At 46.5% G+C, this 16938-nt stretch carries 10 protein-coding genes; 3 read left to right on the top strand and 7 right to left on the bottom strand.

Features of this window, described 5'->3' with window-relative positions; genetic code table 11:
• Window positions 1-183: 183 nt before the first annotated feature.
• Window positions 184-2391 (bottom strand): transglycosylase SLT domain-containing protein, encoded by a 2208-nt coding sequence (locus J0L70_RS05345; RefSeq protein ID WP_287453439.1) that lies wholly within the window; start codon window positions 2389-2391, stop codon window positions 184-186.
• A 189-nt stretch (window positions 2392-2580) separates the two neighbouring features.
• On the opposite strand from J0L70_RS05345, the gene J0L70_RS05350 reads away from it, so the two are divergent.
• The 3 genes from J0L70_RS05350 to J0L70_RS05360 all read left to right on the top strand — a co-directional run bounded on the left by J0L70_RS05350 (window position 2581) and on the right by J0L70_RS05360 (window position 7656).
• A complete protein-coding gene (locus J0L70_RS05350; RefSeq protein ID WP_287453441.1) occupies window positions 2581-4041 on the top strand; it encodes a leucyl aminopeptidase in 1461 nt (486 codons plus the stop codon).
• 182 nt (window positions 4042-4223) lie between these two features.
• Window positions 4224-6941 (top strand): PAS domain S-box protein, encoded by a 2718-nt coding sequence (locus J0L70_RS05355; RefSeq protein ID WP_287453442.1) that lies wholly within the window; start codon window positions 4224-4226, stop codon window positions 6939-6941.
• 112 nt (window positions 6942-7053) lie between these two features.
• On the top strand, window positions 7054-7656 hold the full coding sequence (locus tag J0L70_RS05360; RefSeq protein WP_287453443.1) for an NAD(P)H-dependent oxidoreductase: 603 nt from the start codon (window positions 7054-7056) through the stop codon (window positions 7654-7656).
• Here J0L70_RS05360 and J0L70_RS05365 read toward each other — a convergent pair.
• The 6 genes from J0L70_RS05365 to J0L70_RS05390 form a co-directional block, all read right to left on the bottom strand.
• Window positions 7635-8942, bottom strand: a complete 1308-nt coding sequence (locus J0L70_RS05365) for a hypothetical protein (RefSeq protein WP_287453445.1) — start codon at window positions 8940-8942, stop codon at window positions 7635-7637. The genes J0L70_RS05360 and J0L70_RS05365 overlap by 22 nt on opposite strands.
• Before the next feature lie 54 nt (window positions 8943-8996).
• Window positions 8997-10238 (bottom strand): cytochrome P450 family protein, encoded by a 1242-nt coding sequence (locus tag J0L70_RS05370; protein WP_287453446.1) that lies wholly within the window; start codon window positions 10236-10238, stop codon window positions 8997-8999.
• A gap of 483 nt (window positions 10239-10721) precedes the next feature.
• On the bottom strand, window positions 10722-11384 hold the full coding sequence (locus J0L70_RS05375; protein WP_081614759.1) for a DUF924 family protein: 663 nt from the start codon (window positions 11382-11384) through the stop codon (window positions 10722-10724).
• 197 nt (window positions 11385-11581) lie between these two features.
• Window positions 11582-14206 carry an alanine--tRNA ligase gene (alaS, locus tag J0L70_RS05380; RefSeq protein ID WP_287453447.1) on the bottom strand — a complete coding sequence of 875 codons (2625 nt, stop codon included), beginning with the start codon at window positions 14204-14206 and terminating at the stop codon, window positions 11582-11584.
• A 208-nt stretch (window positions 14207-14414) separates the two neighbouring features.
• Window positions 14415-15905, bottom strand: coding sequence for a response regulator (locus J0L70_RS05385; RefSeq protein ID WP_287453448.1), 1491 nt, complete (start codon window positions 15903-15905; stop codon window positions 14415-14417).
• Window positions 15906-15911: 6 nt separating this feature from the next.
• Window positions 15912-16934 carry a chemotaxis response regulator protein-glutamate methylesterase gene (locus J0L70_RS05390; protein WP_287453449.1) on the bottom strand — a complete coding sequence of 341 codons (1023 nt, stop codon included), beginning with the start codon at window positions 16932-16934 and terminating at the stop codon, window positions 15912-15914.
• Window positions 16935-16938: the final 4 nt, after the last annotated feature.

Below are 16938 nucleotides of genomic sequence, written 5' to 3' on the forward strand. Positions count from 1 at the left end.
GCGCTCAACTTACTTGGACAAGATAAAACGACGAAGGCAGGCATTGCGGCGAAACGGAAAAAGGCGGGATGGGATGATGGTTATCTTCTCAAAATCCTGTCTCAATAATTTTCATGCGTTTGCCCTAATTCGGGAGACTGAACGGGATCACTGGAGTAGACTTTAACCAAAGCAAATCTATTTCTATCGATCGCGTTTTACCTGAGCAACTTTCTGAGAAATTTCAGGATTGTACAGCCGCAAATAGTTCCAATAGTTACCGAGCACTGCTTTCACATATCCATAGGTTTCAGGATAAGGAATCGCTTCAACAAACTCATCTGGATCTTGCGATTTTGCTTTGCCAAGCCAGCCTGCAACTGCACCAGGCCCAGCATTATAGCTTGCTACGGCTAGCATCGAATTGTTGTTGTACTCCAAATGCGTATGATCCAAATACCAGGTTCCAAACTGAATACTCGTTTCAGGATCACTGAGTTTGTACTCTTTCACCTTGATATTATTTGCAATGAAAGCTCCCGTCTCAGGCATCACCTGCATCAATCCCACAGCACCCACACTCGATTTGATATCTGGCTCAAATCGGGACTCTTGCCGAATCAAAGCTGTCACGAGCATCGGATTCATTTGCCGTTGCTGTGACCAGTTTTCAATGTAATTCACAAACGGAAAAGGATACAGTGCTTGCCAATACGCAGGCTGTTTTCTCAATTGTTCATACTGAGCTTTTTCTTCTGCTTTTTCGCGATCGCGCAGACTCCCAATCATATACAGTCCGTCTAGATTTTCGCCCACACCCAATCGCATCACACCATCGGTAAACTGTTCGGCGATCGAAGGTTGAACTCGATTCCGAAATTCAATCTGCCAATGCGACCAAGCATCGCGTTCTTGACCTAACTGATAAAGTTCTTTTAGCGCTGGAGATCCGGCTGGTAATTCGGCTCGGAGACTAGGTTTTTCTACTTTTGGATTCAGCGATCGTACCGTATTGAAGTCGCCGACATTCCAGCCCAAAATTGCAGCCGATCGCCAAGCATAATAAGACTCATAATGCTCACTGAGCACTTTCTGAAACAGTTGGACTGCTTGATCATTGTCGCCCAATTTTTGTGCCCATTTACCCGCCCAGAATCCAGCTTCAGCGGCAACTTCACTGGTCGGATTGTTCGTCAGAACTGGCTCTGCCCACTGTTTTGCCAGTTTGATATTGCCTGCTTTGGCAGCTTGCTGAGCATAAGTCCAGCGCATTTCTGCGGCAGCATCGGATTGAGCATATTGAGTCAAAACCAACTGACGAACTTGAGCAGCTGTCTTTTCGCTTTTCATTTTGTCGAGGAGTTTTGACTTCTCAACTAAGGCAGTCGGCGCACGATCGGGAAAATTCTGAGCAATTTGATCCAAATATGCGATCGCGGTTTGCGGCGTTTCTGCTAACTGAGCCAACCGAGTCAAGGCTAATCCGGCTTCATCCGACTGCGGAAATTGTTGAATCATTTGGCGGTAGCGTTGCTCTCCCCCCGGCTTGCCGCTGAGATGTAATCCTCTCGCAGATCGATAAGCCGTTAAGGGAGTTTGAGGCGCGCGCGAATACGCGATCGCACCTTTGTCATACACTTGATTTTCCCAGTATCCAAATGCGATCGCGTCCCAATCTTCAGGCTTTAACTGGCTACCAAACTCGGCAACCAATTTATCCATTAATGCCGTATACCCGTCGCTGGTGATGCCATATTTCGCAACCAGCATCAGCAATGGAAGCTGTTTCGGATTTTTCTTTAAAAGCGTTTTAGCAATCTCAACGGTTCTCGGATGAGAGGGAAATTGAGCGATCGCTTGATTCCAATATTGAGGATCTTTTTTGCCTAACTCAAAGAGAGCTTCTACCGTGGCAGGCTCTTTCGGGTATTTTTTCACGACTGCTTGCCATGCCTGAGCCGCTTCTTGGCGTTTGCCTGCGACTTCATATGCCTGAGCACGTTTCACCCCAATCTGCGCTGCCAAAACTGGATAATTTTGCTCTAAATCTTTTAACTGCTCTAGCGCTTTATCGCCTTGCTTTTGTGAAATAAAATCTGTTGCTAACAAATAGCGGGCGCGATTGCGCTCTAGCATCGTGCTCGACCGATCGGCAGCAAACTTTAGAGCGTCTGTCCGTTCTCCTGCAGGCTTTGTCACCAAAGGACTGATGACTTGGCTCGGTGTGCCGATTCCGCTCCCCTCAGATTGTCCCTGAAACGACTGGAGCGATCCCATCAAGCCATTCGGTGCTTGAGACGCTTCTTTGAGTTTCTCAACGGGTAATAACGCTCCTGCAATCAACCCGATCGCACCCGCGCCACCCGCTAACATCAACCAAAAACGCCGCTCTTTCAACAGTTGCTTCAGCATTCAAACTCTTCCTGGAAAAGGGGGCAGATCTACGCAGAACTCTAAGCAGTTATAGCAAAGATTCACCGAAGATGAGGAATAAATCAGCACATTCAATGAAAGTATTACGTATGACATTTCGCGACGGTTTCGAGCGTTTTGATCGATACTGAATATCAGACATTAAGAACCCACGATTTAGGGATAGATATGAACGTAACAGTCACGGGAACGTCGCTCCTCGATTGGTCAGGAGATGGTCTAGCGATCGCGTTATTTGAAGGCGCAGAATTATCTGGCGATGTCGCTGCGCTCGATCAAAAACTGTCCGGTGCGATCGCAGAATTAATTGCAGAGGTAGAATTTAAGGGCAAATCAGGCAATACTGCCTCAACTCGTATCGCAGGCAGTTCTATCCGTAAGATTCTATTAGTTGGACTCGGCAACCCTGACGATCTGAAATTAGAAAAGCTCCGCCAAGCGGCTGCATCGGTTGCAAAATTGGCAAAGCGCGAACGGTGTAAAACGCTTGCACTCAGTTTCCCGACCGTTGAGGATGCAGCAGCGACGACGCAAGCGATCGTGGAAGGACTCGAACTGGCGTTATACAAAGATATGCGCTTCAAGTCAGAGCCGGATCAAAATGGCAAAATCGAATCGGTCGAACTGCTCGGTTTGGCAGGTCAAGAAGCAGCGATTCAAACAGCTCGCCAAATTTGCTCAGGTGTCTTCTTAGCTCGTGAACTCGTTGCAGCACCAGCAAATTACGTTACGCCGATCACGATGGCAGAAACCGCATTAGCGATCGCGAATGAGCATGGTTTAGAAATTCAAATTCTCGAAAAAGAGGATTGTGAAAAACTTGGCATGGGCGCATTTCTCGGCGTTGCTCAAGCTTCTGATTTGCCACCCAAATTTATCCATCTGACCTATAAGCCGCAAGGTACACCGAGACGAAAACTGGCAATTATCGGTAAAGGACTGACCTTCGATTCGGGCGGTTTGAATATTAAAGGGGCTGGCAGCGGCATCGAAATGATGAAAACCGATATGGGAGGAGCAGGCGCAACCTTAGGAGCCGCAAAAGCGATCGCTCAACTCAAACCCGATGTCGAAGTGCATTTTATTACTGCCGTCACTGAAAATATGATCAGCGGGCGAGCCATTCACCCAGGCGACATTCTCACCGCCTCAAATGGCAAAACGATCGAGATCAATAACACCGACGCAGAAGGACGATTAACCCTTGCAGACGCATTGGTATATACCGAGAAACTAGAAGTAGACGCGATCGTCGATCTCGCAACGTTGACCGGAGCTTGTGTGATTGCTTTGGGTGATAACATTGCGGGCTTGTGGAGTCCGAACGATGAACTCGCAGATCAGCTGCTCAAAGCCAGTGGAGAGTCCGGTGAAAAACTGTGGCGGATGCCGATGGAAGAGAAGTACTTCGAGAGTATGAAGTCGGGCATTGCAGATATGAAAAACACGGGTGCGCGTGCTGGTGGTGCTATCTCCGCCGCGATCTTTCTGAAGCAATTTGTCAAAGATACGCCTTGGGCGCATTTAGATGTAGCAGGTCCCGTTTGGGCAGATAAAGAGAATGGCTACAACGGAGCAGGCGCGACTGGATATGGAGTGAGATTGCTCGTTGATTGGGTGATGAGTTAAGCGATCGTAATTTGTGAGATGAACTGAGTCATCTCACAAATTACCAAGATTCGTACTGAGTTAAAAACATTACTTGATGTAAGAGCATGACTTAAGTTCTCCCCCCGGACAAGAATTCTTGAGAAAAGTTCAACTCTTTTCTCAAGAAGGGAATTCTGGGTGAAACTTCCTTTCTCTTACTTATGGCAGATGTCAATTACAGGCTCTTGGAGTTACATCGTTTTCCCATCGGTCTGAAACAAAATCCACTTCAACTTCTAAACCATCTTTGGGAAGGAGTAAGTTATGGGCTTGCTCTGCTAGAAGTCTTAAAGCAAGAACAAACATTTCGCTACGTCGCAGCAAATTCAAAATTTGCTGCGATGAGTTCGGTTGACATCGAGCATTTAATTGGTCAAACTCTCAACGAAGCTCTACCAACAGAAACTACCCGAATCTATCACGACTGTTGTTGGCAGTGTATTCACTCAAATCAGCCGATTACTTTTGAACAAAGCTTCGATCGCAATGGACAGAAAAGTTGGTGGCAGATCACGATCAATCCCCTGAAAAATCAAGACGAACAGATTGATCAAGTCCTGATCAGTGCTATCGACATCAGCGATCGTATCCAAGCAGAAATTGAGCAACAACAGGCTTATAACATCCTGGCGGAAAGTGAAGCGAAATTCCGTCACTTAGTTGAAAATGCGAATGATTTAATCACAACCTGGACTCTAGACGGTACGATTACTTACCTCTCTCCCGGTTTCTATACCCTGTACGGTCATTCGCCAGACAAGTGGGTGGGTCGATCGTTTGCTCCACTTGCTCATCCTGACGATCTGCCTGGATGTCTCATGGCAAGTCAACAAGCGGTTGAAACAGGCAAAAAACATTCAGGTATTGAGTTTCGGCGACAGTACCAACAAGGGAACTGGCTATGGTCATCGATCAACATGGTTCCGATTCAAGATGCAGACGGAAAAATCACGTCTGTGCAAGGCATTATCCGAGATATTCATGCCTCCAAACAGCAGCAAGCGGCACTTCGCTTTATTGTGGAAGAAACCGTGTCAAAAACGGGAGACGAGTTCTTTCGCAGTTGTGTGCGATCGCTGAGTGAAATTTTTCAAACGCAGTACGCTTTTATTACTCAGTGTACTGATCAAACTTATTCTCAGTGTGACATGCTGGTGCTCTGGACAGGGCAAGACTTTGCAGAGCCTTATACTTTTAACCTGACAAAAACACCTTGCGAATATGTGTTGCAGAACAAAGTGGGTCTCTTTCTAGAATCGCTGCAAACTCAATTTCCAGATGACCCCAATCTCGCGACTTTACAGGCTGAAAGCTATCTCGGTGCAGCGATTACCGATTCTCAAGGTCAAGCGATCGGAACGATCGGGGTCATCGATACGCGACATTTCGCCGAGAATGTGGAAACCGCTCAATCTATTTTGCAACTTTTTGCGGCAAGAGTTGGCGTAGAAATGGAGCGGAATACTGCCGAAGCTGCACTCAGAGAGTATGCGGAACGTCAAGCCTTGATCAATCGGTTAACGAATCAGATCCGGAATTCACTCGATGTGAACAGTATTCTCGAAACTACGATTCAGGAGCTTTACACATTACTCCAAGTCGATTGGTGCGCCTTTACTTGGTACGATCCAAGCGTAACGCCTGCGGTTTGGAAGGTTGTCGCTGATCAATCTCATCATCAATCGAGTTTGGTGGGTTCCTGTTCACCTGATCTCATTGGCTCAACGGATGAAATTATCCCCCACCTAGATACAATTCGCATTGATCAAGCCGAGAGCTATCAAGAACCGAGCCATCGAGCCTCTCTGATGGCATCGGGAGTTCAGTCACGGCTCTGTGTTCCCATTCAAACTCAACGGGAACAGATCGGCATGATTCTCTGTGACCATCAGCAACAGCAGCATACCTGGACAGATCGAGAAGTTGAGCTAGTTCAGGCAGTTGCCGATCAACTCGCGATCGCAATTAATCAAGCCGATCTCTATGAGCAAAGTCGGAGCAAGAGCAAGACACTCCAAGCAACCTTGAAAGAGCTACGGCAAACTCAAGCCCAGATGATTCAGAGTGAAAAAATGTCGAGTTTGGGGCAGTTGGTCGCAGGAATTGCTCATGAGATCAATAATCCGGTCAACTTCATTCATGGCAATGTGAATTATGTGGATGAATATGCTCGGAGCTTATTAGATCTCGTGACGCTCTATTACCAAAGCTATCCCGAATCGACAGATGCGATCTCCGCGAAAATCGAAGACCTGGATCTCGAGTTTGTGCGCCACGATTTGCCCAAGCTCTTAAACTCAATGAAAGTTGGTACTGAGCGAATTCGAGAGATTGTGAAATCACTGCGTTTGTTCTCTCGCTTAGACGAAGCTGAGTTCAAGCCCGTCGATCTTCATGATGGGATTGAGAGTACGTTGATGATTCTACAAAATCGTCTCAAGGCAAGGCAAAATGACTCTGAAATCGAAGTCATCAAAAACTATGGAGCACTTCCTCTCGTTGAATGCTTTGCAGGGCAACTCAACCAAGTGTTTATGAATATTCTCACCAATGCGATCGATGCTGTGGAAGAGAAGCGAGCGCAAGTTCCATCTCACCCTGCCACTATTGAAATTACGACAGCAATCACCGAGGATCAAAAAGCCATCATCCGCTTTGTAGATAATGGGGTCGGAATTCCAGAATCGATTCAAGCTCAAATTTTTGATCCATTTTTTACAACTAAACCGGTTGGTCAAGGAACAGGGATGGGCATGTCGATCAGTTATCAAATTGTGACTGAAAAGCATGGTGGGCAGATCACCTGTCACTCCGTTCCTGATCAAGGAACGGAATTTGTGATTCAGATTCCGATTCATCAAATCTACCTTCAGAACTAAGCTGAATGTGCATAGGCAGGGGCAGCATCTTGTCCAAAAATGCTGACATTTTTGCCCATCCATTTTCATCAGCGTGTACTGCAAATTTCAAGTTCTATCAATTGATTTTGCTATGAAATGTCTTGTTGTGATTGCTCATCCACTTCCAGATAGCTTGTGTTACACAATGGCACGTTCTGCGATCGCGGCACTCACTGCCGCAGGTCACGAAGTCGAAATCGAGGATCTCTATCAAAACAGCTTCTCTCCAGTGATCACGAGCAGTGAACGTCAAAGCTATTTTCAGCCTCCGTTCGATGCAACGACTGTTCAGCCACAGGTTGAACGGTTGCTTGCTGCTGAAGCAGTTGTGCTTGTCTTTCCAACCTGGTGGTTTAGTCTACCTGCCATTCTCAAAGGTTGGTTTGATCGAGTGTGGTCACCGGGTCTTGCTTTCGACCATGCGCCTCAGCCGGGTGGTTTACTCCAGCCAAAACTTCACAACCTTCAGAGAGCGCTTGCGATTACATCGCTCAATTCGCCTTGGTGGGTTGATTACCTCCTGTTGTGGCAACCTGTGAAACGGGTGCTCAAGATGGCAATTTTGGGCATGTGTGCTCCTAGGTGTCGGTTTGGAATGTTGACCTGCTACGAAGCCGAGTCGCTGACTCAAGAAAAAGTTGAGCGATTTTGTTCGCAGATTCAGAAAACGATTCACAAATGGTCTGCCTCATGAGCTTTGCCCTGACTGCCATAGTTCAGAGAATAGGCTTCGGATTTTTGCTCTGCCTCGAATGCTCGCATCCGTTCATTCATGTTTTGAATAAAATTGCGGAGAAAGGTCTTGAGTCTGGGTGTAGTGTGTTGAGATTCCACACCTTTTGCTAGAAATCGACCCACTTGATTGCGATGAAAAATGCGCCATTCCTTCATCACTTCCCATAAGGTAAGTTTTAGGGATTCGAGTTGCGCTTTTTGTGCAGGCGGCATTTGAGCACAAATTGTGTCAAATGGAGCATGTGTCTGACAAGACTCTAAGATTGCAGCCAGTTCCGGTAGGAGAAAAGAGCGGGATGCTCTTACTTTCTCCAGGTACGGGCTTGACTCAGACGTAAAGCCGAAAAACTCATCCAGAAAAGGAACCAAAAATCCTGTGACACCAGGCGTGCTTTTACGTTCTGAAAGCTTAATTGCAGGAGTAAATTGAGCGATCGCGAGTGCTTCTTTAGGAATGTCTTGGTTTGCTTCTAAGTGCTGCGTCAACGCTTCGATCGACCATCGAATCATCACCGCTAAACAATCTACCACTCTTTCAGGAGATTGATGTGTGACGAAAGCGTTCAGGGCTGTTTCAGCCCAGGCACAAATTCGCCGACCCACAATTTCAGAGTACAGAAATATCTTGAGAAATTCGCAATACATCTGTCGATGCTGAACATTCTCGTGATTGCAAAACTGCATCGCAGATTGTGCTAACCGAGTTCGCTGATGCAGAATTAAGCGATCAATATTGTGAAGTTCCTCCAACGGATCGGTATAAATCGGCAGATCGGATAGGTTACAGGAAAAGTTGCAGTAAACCAGCGCGGTGAGCGAGGTAGATGCTTCAATTCCCAAGCGATTTGCGACGACTGTCCAGAGCGTCGATAGCTTTTCTGGAAATTGAATTGACTGCTCACTGACGATCGGGGTGGCTGCTAGCTTTTCAGGATCTTTTTCGATATAAGGGCGACGAAATCCTAATGCTAAATAGGTCAGCAGGGCAAGATAAGCCGCTAATTGGTTGGGATTATCCGTGATGTCAGGATGAAAGTCTTGCAAGAACGAATTGATCGCGGCTCTTGGATCTGCCTCTGCGGCTAAAATTTGCGGCAGTTGATCTCTGACAAATTGGCGATCGCAGGCTGAAATCAGGCGATGCTCTGCAATAAAAGGCCAACGCTCTCCCCACTTTGTATTGAATTGAGAGAGGCTCGCTAGAGTTTCTGATACACCTTGATTGGTTACTACAGTGACTTGCATGGTTCGACGGCACCTAAATAATGTTCAGTTTGACAATAACCTCGTGCAAAAGACCTAGCTCTTTGCGGATAAACGAGAGGGTTGAACCGAACCGTGTGAAGCTGCTGCTGGAATTCGCAAAGCCTTGAGCGATGCATAATAGCGATCGGCTTCACGGCGTTTGTTGGAAGCTTTAGCATTTTGATGGTTAACCCAAGCTCTTTGAATCAAGCAAAAGCTTGCATGTGAATAAATCCATGCCCCAAAATGCAGCCAGGATAAGAACCAAGGCACACGTTTACCGATTGGAGTTACGATCGCAAGCCCGCCACAGGGTAAATTTCTGGTGTGGCGAATGTAGCTCTGCGTTTGGTAAGTCTGCATCCAAACTTGAACCATTCTTGGAACCATCTCGATCGCGCTGCCGCGTCCCGGACAGGATCGATTGCTGGCAACACCAAAAATAAACGTTTGTCCAAGCCAGTTTTTAGCTTGCCAGCGCTGCCAATTGTATTGAAGCGCATCTTTGCCAAAGATATCAGTTCGACGGTGATAGTTTACGTAATTGAGGCTGTATAGACAGGTATTATCATTGCTAGGTCTTGTCGATCGCGTGAATAACGGATATAACCTCAATGCTTCATAAAAAGCGAGTGCAAATTCATCCAAACTTGTCGGAGTTGAGGCATGTTGTGCGAGAGCAATCACCGTATGTGCAAAGCCCTCGCTCAGTTCATCCACACTCGAAACAATGAGTGCAAAGATCACCTCATGAATGTTAGTAAAAGTTTCCTGCAACTCTATTTCCTGCAACTCTAATTGAGGGTTGAGTCCTAGCTTCACAGCATCAGCCACTAATGCGATCGCATTTCGCCTAGATTTTATATCAACTGTTTCCCTGTTCTTGACGACCATCAAGATGTTATGAGCCGCTTTGACTACAAGATCGGGGTTAGGGCAGGCTCTAGCAAAAAACGCAAACCAAACTTCATCCAAGACCGCACCAAAAGCAGAATCTCGAATCGAGCAAACAGGATAAGCTGGTGGATTCGATGCCCAGTAAGCTTTGAGGCGATTTTCAAACCCCTGTTTACAGTTGCTCTCAAGGACTTTAGAAACCTGTTTTGCTAGCGAGGAAATCGCTTCAAACTGAGGATCTTCTGAATCAATGTTTTCTAGAAAACGATGACCAACGGGAGACATGGAATAGAAAAGGCGATTTTGCCGAGGATCTTTCGATCGATTCATCGCAGATTTAGACAGATACACATTCACAATGTCCTTGACAGGACATTGTGTTAAATCCTTTACTTCCATAAGTGCTGTCGTGTCGTTAGGGATAAGACCGTTGAAGCAATCCAATCGATCGAACTGCTTCCATTGCTTCTGACGTTAGAGATCGCTTCACGTTGCAACGAAACTATAGCCTGAGTGCTTTAGCCTCTAGAGCAGCAGTAGAAAATGACGGTAGAAAATTGCTATTTAAGCCCCCTATACTCACTTGAACGAAGTGAGCTATCGAATAGGCTTGATTTAGGTAGATACACTATGTAGTTATAGAAACTTTCTAGCATTAGTCTTCAGACTTTGTAAAGCCTGAAGACTATTAGGACACTTAGTATGTGATACCGCAAAGTAGAATAATAACAATCACATCAGGCTTGCCCTTGAAGAGGCAAAAAATGTTTCTCTAAAAGGTTAAATTAAAGACGCAAGCTATTAAACAATGGTACAAATCGAGGAGAATACTGATTCGTTTTTGTAAGAAAAGAAACAATTATTTCGGCAGAAAATCAGCAATTATAGTGACTGTTGTTGACTATACATCCACTGGGGTAAATTACCTTGTAAAAACTGCTCTTCTTCGGGGGTTGATTGTCGATTTAATGCGCGATTACGATGTGGAAATCTGCCGAAGTGCTGAATGACTTTATGGTGTTGTTGTGCTTCAGGATCAACTTGAGCGAGTTGCTGCTTGACCTTCTCACTCAACCAGTTCTGAGTCAGTACTTCTTGGGCAAACTGCTGACTTAAGTGCAGAGAGCGTTCCTGAGTTTCTTTGTTTTCTGAATGGCTCAGGCAAATGAGAACCATAAATTGATGACTCAGACAAATCGGAGAAGCTAAGCCCATGTCACCCAGAGGGGTAGATTCGAGAAAACGATTCGCCCAAAAAAGTGCTTGCTCATCAAAAGCAAATGCTCTTGCAGTCCGCCGAAAGCAACCTCTAGTAATTTGATCGTAGAGAATTACTCTGGCGAGTTGTCCCTCAAGTGTATCCGTCCAGGTTTCTGTCTCCGGCGATACTGAATCCCACAGGGACTGCTGTATATCGTCTTCTTTGCCCCCAAACCAACGATCGAAGGAGTCGTTTAGATTCGGTAACTGAGCAAGAACGGCATTCGAGGGACAGTATTCAAACCAGTAGTTCAGAACTTGATGCATTGATGTAGGCTGGTTCATGTTCTACCTGTTTGAACTATTGGGGTTAAATTGTACCTTGAACGCTTCCCATTCAGGAGCATAGTGATTGAGTTGTGCTCCTTGGTTGGGTCTGGATTTCGACTTCACTCAACTCACACATCCCTCGGATTTTGAGCGTTGAGCAAAGTCGAAATGCAATGACTCAATCGTTTCCCTCGTGAAAAACCAATGTTACTCTACTTGACTAATCCAGCTTTCAGTTGATTCTTTGCTTCTGTCAAAGCTTCGGATAACTTACTTGCATCTCGTCCACCTGCTTGTGCAAGATTTGGACGACCGCCGCCACCGCCACCGCAGATTTTCGCGATCGCGCCGACTAATTTTCCAGCTTGCATTCCCTGCTTGACAACAGCCGGACTAAAGGCAGCCACAAAGCTGACTTTTCCGGCTTCTGGGACAGATCCTAAAACGACTGCTCCTTCACCCATCTTCTGCAACAATTGCTCGGCTGCTTTTTGTAAAGAAGCGGGATCAACAGCTTCTAACTGAGAAACGAGCACTTTGAAGTCGCCAACAGTGTCAACTTCAGCCAGAAGTTGATCAGCTTTGGCGATAGCTAATTGTCCCTTAACGGCTTCGAGTTGCTTCTGAGTGTTTTTAAGCTCGGTTTGTAGAGCAGTAATGCGATCGGGAATCTCTTCAGGCTTCGACTTAAAGCGATCGCTCAAATCTTTGACCACACTGTCTCGAACATTCAAATATTCCAGTACCGATGCCCCGGAAATTGCTTCAATCCGACGAATTCCCGCTGCAACGCCTGTTTCAGACACGACTTTGAAGAGTCCAATTTCAGCGGTGTTCGCAACGTGAGTTCCGCCACAAAGTTCCATTGAAACGCCAGGAAAATCGATGACACGAACTTCATCGCCATACTTTTCACCAAACATTGCGATCGCACCTTTTGCTTTAGCATCGGCAATCGGCATGACTGCAATCTCAGCTTGATGACCTTCTGCAATCCAGGTATTGATCTGTTCTTCAATTTGCTGAATTTGCTCTGAGGTGAGTGGCTTGGAATAGTTGAAATCGAATCTTAAGCGATCGAAGTCTACTAGCGATCCAGCTTGAGAAATGCCTTCATCGACAATCTTCCGCAGTGCCGCTTGAAGTAGGTGCGTTGCAGAGTGATTTGCAGCCGCTCGACGACGACACGAGAGATCAATTTGCGCCGTGACTTTATCGCCAGATCGAACTGTGCCACGCTCGACTCGTCCAAAGTGAACAAAGAAAGCCGATTCTTTTTTCACATCTTCGACTCGAATCACCAGATCCTCGCCAGAGAGATAACCGCGATCGCCAATCTGTCCGCCCGATTCTGCATAGAACGGAGTCTGATTTAAGATCACCTGAACGTCTGTACCCGCTTCGACTCGATCAACAGGTTCACCATTGACTAACAAGAGTTGAATTTCAGCTTGAGTAGAAGGTTGCTTGTAGCCTAGAAACTCAGTGCCTTGTAAGTTTTCAGCTAAGGTATCTAAGGTTCCTTGAACGGTTAAATCAATGGTTTTGTGAGCATCGCGACCGCGTTGGCGTTGGGCTTGCATTTCAGCTTCAAAGCCTTTCATATCGACCGTTAAGCCTTTCTCGATCGCGACTTCTTCTGTGAGTTCCACCGGGAAGCCGTAAGTATCGTATAGCTCAAACGCATCTTTGCCAGAGATTTGCTTGGTTTCTCGGTTCAGAATTTCTTCGAGTAGTTTTTCGCCGCGATCGAGCGTTTTACGGAACCGTTCTTCTTCGATCTTGAGTTCCGATTTCACAACCGTTTCTTTCATCCGGACATTCGGATAAGCCGATTCAGAAAGCGCGATCGCAGTTTCGGCAACATCAGTTGTAAAATCTCGATCAATGCCGATCAATCGCCCTTGTCGAACGACCCGCCGGATTAATCGCCGCAGCACATAGCCCCGCCCTTCATTCGATGCCGTGATGCCGTCTGCAATCATATGCACGACTGCTCGAATGTGATCCCCAATGACTTTGAGCGAGACTTTTGTTGATTCATCTGCGGTTGAGTAGTCAATGCCAGCGATCTTTGCGGCAGTTTGAACGATCGGGAAAATCAAATCCGTTTCGTAGTTGTTCGGCACTTTCTGCAAAATCTGTGCCATCCGCTCTAAGCCCATTCCAGTATCAATGTTCTTATTCTGGAGTGGCGTTAAGTTTCCATCAATGTCCTGGTTGTATTGCATAAAAACCAGGTTGTAATACTCAATAAATCGCGTGTCGTCTTCGAGGTCGATGTGGTCGTCTCCCAATTCTGGATGAAAGTCGTAATACAACTCTGAGCAAGGACCACAAGGTCCTGTAGGCCCTGAATTCCAGAAATTATCTTTCGCACCCATGCGCTGAATTCGGTGAGCGGGAATTCCGACTTCATCTCGCCAGATTGCAAAGGCTTCGTCGTCTTCCTCAAAAACGCTGACGACAATCCGCTCCGGAGGCAAGCCGAACGTTTTCGTCGATAACTCCCATGCCCAAGCGATCGCTTGCGACTTGAAGTAGTCTCCAAAACTAAAGTTTCCCAACATCTCAAAGAAGGTGTGATGTCGAGCCGTCCGTCCGACATTCTCGATATCATTTGTCCGAATACACTTTTGAGAGGTCGTTGCCCGCGGAAATTCCGATTTTTGCTGACCCAGAAAAATCGGTTTGAAGGGAAGCATTCCCGCGATCGTTAACAGAACGGTTGGATCTTCAGGCACAAGCGACGCACTAGGCAACGGTTGATGTCCGCGCTGTGCAAAGAAATCAAGAAATGTTTGCCGAATTTGAGCGCCGCTGAGAGGAGTAGCCATTGAAGTCCAAAAAATTGATAAGTGCGATATTTATCTTATCTTGCCGCAGGTTGATTGACTTGACTGGCAATTTAGGGAAACTGGCAGCCAGGTTAACGATCGCCTTCTTCCCGTTTCTCCGAATGCTGCAATGTCAATAAATCTAGACATGCCAGTGCGATCGCAATTCGTTCATAGAATCGTCAGTTCTGGGCTTTGTGGTTCGCAATCAGAATGATTCAAAAGACCCAACGTTCTGCCAGTCTTCAGGAATCCCTTGTGATAGTAAAGCGTCAACGCGATCGCAGTAAAGCTGAGCCATACGATCGTCAGGATGAATGCTAAGCACCTGCTCGAAACAAGTTTTAGCTTCTGTCAAGGCGCGATCTTGGTAGTAAGCAATCCCCTGCTGAAACTGAGGTAGAGTCCGGAGTTTTAGCGTTCGCATTGCTTCGACTTCAGCATTCAAGATCTCATACACAGAAATCGGCTCAGTCCGTCCTTTCACGATCGTATTGGCTAGAAAGCGAACGTCATACGCTTCAGGATTGCTCAATTGTTCGAGCGTTTGCCCAGTGATCAGGAGAGCACTGCCATAAACTTTCGTCAGACCTTCTAATCGAGACGTGAGATTAACATTGTCAGAAAAAGCATCTCCTTGAATGCGGTTACTTTCCCCAACCATACCGAGCATCATATGCCCCACGTGAATTCCAATGCCAATCCGGATAGGGCGATCGCCTCTTGCTAAACGCTGTTGGTTATATTCCCAAACGCGCTGATGCTTGGCAATTCCAGCAGCGATCGCATCATCGGCTCCATCCGGAAAAACTGCCATCATGCCATCGCCTAAGAACTTGACGATAATGCCATAGTGATTGCGAATTTCAGGGCTGACTCGTTTGAGGTAAGCATTGATAAAGTCAAAGTTTTCGCGGGGAGACATATTCTCAGAAATCGTCGTAAAAGAACGAATGTCACTAAACATCACTGCCATGGTTTTACTGACAAAGTCGCCCAGTTGAACATCAATCACACTATCTTTTCGCAGAAATTGCAGATACTCCTCTGGAAAAAACCGAGCTAGAGAATCCTTCAAGCGCTCCAGTTCAGCCTCTCGAACTTTCACCGTTTTGACCATCTGGGTGAAAACGCGTGCCAGTTGTCCTAGCTCATCTTGTCGATCGACTACTTCATCTAACTGCTTTGCCTCGAACTGATTTTGCTCCACAGCAAAAGCTGCGTCCGTAATTTTATTCACTTGTTCAATATAAAGCGCCTGTTCCTCATTTTCCTGGCGGAGTAGCGCTTCTGCCTCTTCGCGCTTGAGCAAGTTGGTGTAAGCTCTAGAGTGATAGCGGATTCGAGCCAGAAGTTCAACGCGATCGGGCAATTTAACCAGATAATCGTTTGCCCCGTACTCAAAAGCTTGAGCTTTAATCACGGGATCTTCCTTGCTCGATAGGACAATTAAAGGAATCTGATGGGTGGGTGCATCTGACGATCGTAAAAGTCGAACGAGCAACAGCCCTTCTATTTGGGGCATGACGAGATCTTGGAGAATCACAGTCGGACGGCAAGTTTGCACCACTTTTAATGTTTGCAGTGGATTATTGCAGTAGTGAAAGCTGATATCGGGTTCTGAAGCAAGCATCTGCTGCACTGCTTCTGCGATGATGGCTTGGTCGTCAATGAGTAAGACTGTAATCGGCTCGTTCATAGGACATCACGAATGTTTTGCAGTTAAGTGGCGAGCAATTTCTGTTGGAGTCCAAACTTCTGATGCGGCATGTAGCTCGATCGCTGCTTTTGGCATCCCATACACAACGCTACTCGCTTCATCTTGAGCGATCGTGTACCAACCTTGTTGCTGAAGCAGGCTTAATCCCTCGGCTCCATCACGCCCCATTCCAGTCAATAGGATTGCTGTTCCAGGCGGTCGCCAGTATTGTGCCAAACTCTTAAACAGAACATTCACAGAGGGACGGTAAGGATAGTAAAGCGGTTCTTTCACATAAGCTAAAGTACGATTTGACTGCATCGCTAAATGATCATCCGTACAGGCAACAAAGGCTGTGCCGCTCGTCAATCGATCTCCGGTCATAGCTTTTTTTACCGTCAGTGCTGTTTGATCATTCAGCCAATCGATCAAGCCTTCGGCAAACTGTGCATCAATATGCTGAACAATCAGAATGGCTGCATCAAAGCTAGCGGGTAGGGGAGCCAGAATCGTTGCTAGAGCTTTAGGACCACCTGTCGATGCACCGATCGCTATTAGATCAGGCGCAGTAGAAACAGACGGCATAAAAGACCGAGTCGGAGTTGTGCGAATCATAGTAGAAGGGTGAGCAGATTTGCAGATCAGTTTCTCGATCGTTGAAATTTTCCGAAGCAGGGCTTGCGTCATTTCGGGATCGCCGGAACTGCCGAGAATCGGCGTATTCACGACATCTAGCGCACCATAACTCATCGCCTCAAATACTTTTGCTGCGCTCTGTTTCATGTCGGCAGTCACAACCAAAATCGCACAGGGAGCTTTCTGCATGATCTGCTGAGTTGCTTCAACGCCATCCATCACAGGCATGAACAAATCCATTAAAATCAGGTCAGGGGTGTCCTGAATACATTTCGCGATCGCTTCTGCCCCATTCTTTGCAATCCAAACGACTTGATAGTCCGCGACAGAGAGTAGAACTCGCCGCATCGCCTCAATCGCAATCACCATATCGTTTACAATTGCAATTCTCATCTCT

The organism is Leptolyngbya sp. UWPOB_LEPTO1, assembly GCF_017302695.1.
Lineage (GTDB): Bacteria > Cyanobacteriota > Cyanobacteriia > Leptolyngbyales > Leptolyngbyaceae > Leptolyngbya > Leptolyngbya boryana.

Excerpts from the sequence above, each read along its gene's own strand:
- J0L70_RS05345 (WP_287453439.1), bottom strand. The coding sequence starts at position 2,391 with ATGCTGAAGCAACTGTTGAAAGAGCGGCGTTTTTGGTTGATGTTAGCG.
- J0L70_RS05350 (WP_287453441.1), top strand. The coding sequence starts at position 2,581 with ATGAACGTAACAGTCACGGGAACGTCGCTCCTCGATTGGTCAGGAGAT.
- J0L70_RS05355 (WP_287453442.1), top strand. The coding sequence starts at position 4,224 with ATGGCAGATGTCAATTACAGGCTCTTGGAGTTACATCGTTTTCCCATC.
- J0L70_RS05360 (WP_287453443.1), top strand. The coding sequence starts at position 7,054 with ATGAAATGTCTTGTTGTGATTGCTCATCCACTTCCAGATAGCTTGTGT.
- J0L70_RS05365 (WP_287453445.1), bottom strand. The coding sequence starts at position 8,942 with ATGCAAGTCACTGTAGTAACCAATCAAGGTGTATCAGAAACTCTAGCG.
- J0L70_RS05370 (WP_287453446.1), bottom strand. The coding sequence starts at position 10,238 with ATGGAAGTAAAGGATTTAACACAATGTCCTGTCAAGGACATTGTGAAT.
- J0L70_RS05375 (WP_081614759.1), bottom strand. The coding sequence starts at position 11,384 with ATGAACCAGCCTACATCAATGCATCAAGTTCTGAACTACTGGTTTGAA.
- alaS (WP_287453447.1), bottom strand. The coding sequence starts at position 14,206 with ATGGCTACTCCTCTCAGCGGCGCTCAAATTCGGCAAACATTTCTTGAT.
- J0L70_RS05385 (WP_287453448.1), bottom strand. The coding sequence starts at position 15,905 with ATGAACGAGCCGATTACAGTCTTACTCATTGACGACCAAGCCATCATC.
- J0L70_RS05390 (WP_287453449.1), bottom strand. The coding sequence starts at position 16,934 with ATGAGAATTGCAATTGTAAACGATATGGTGATTGCGATTGAGGCGATG.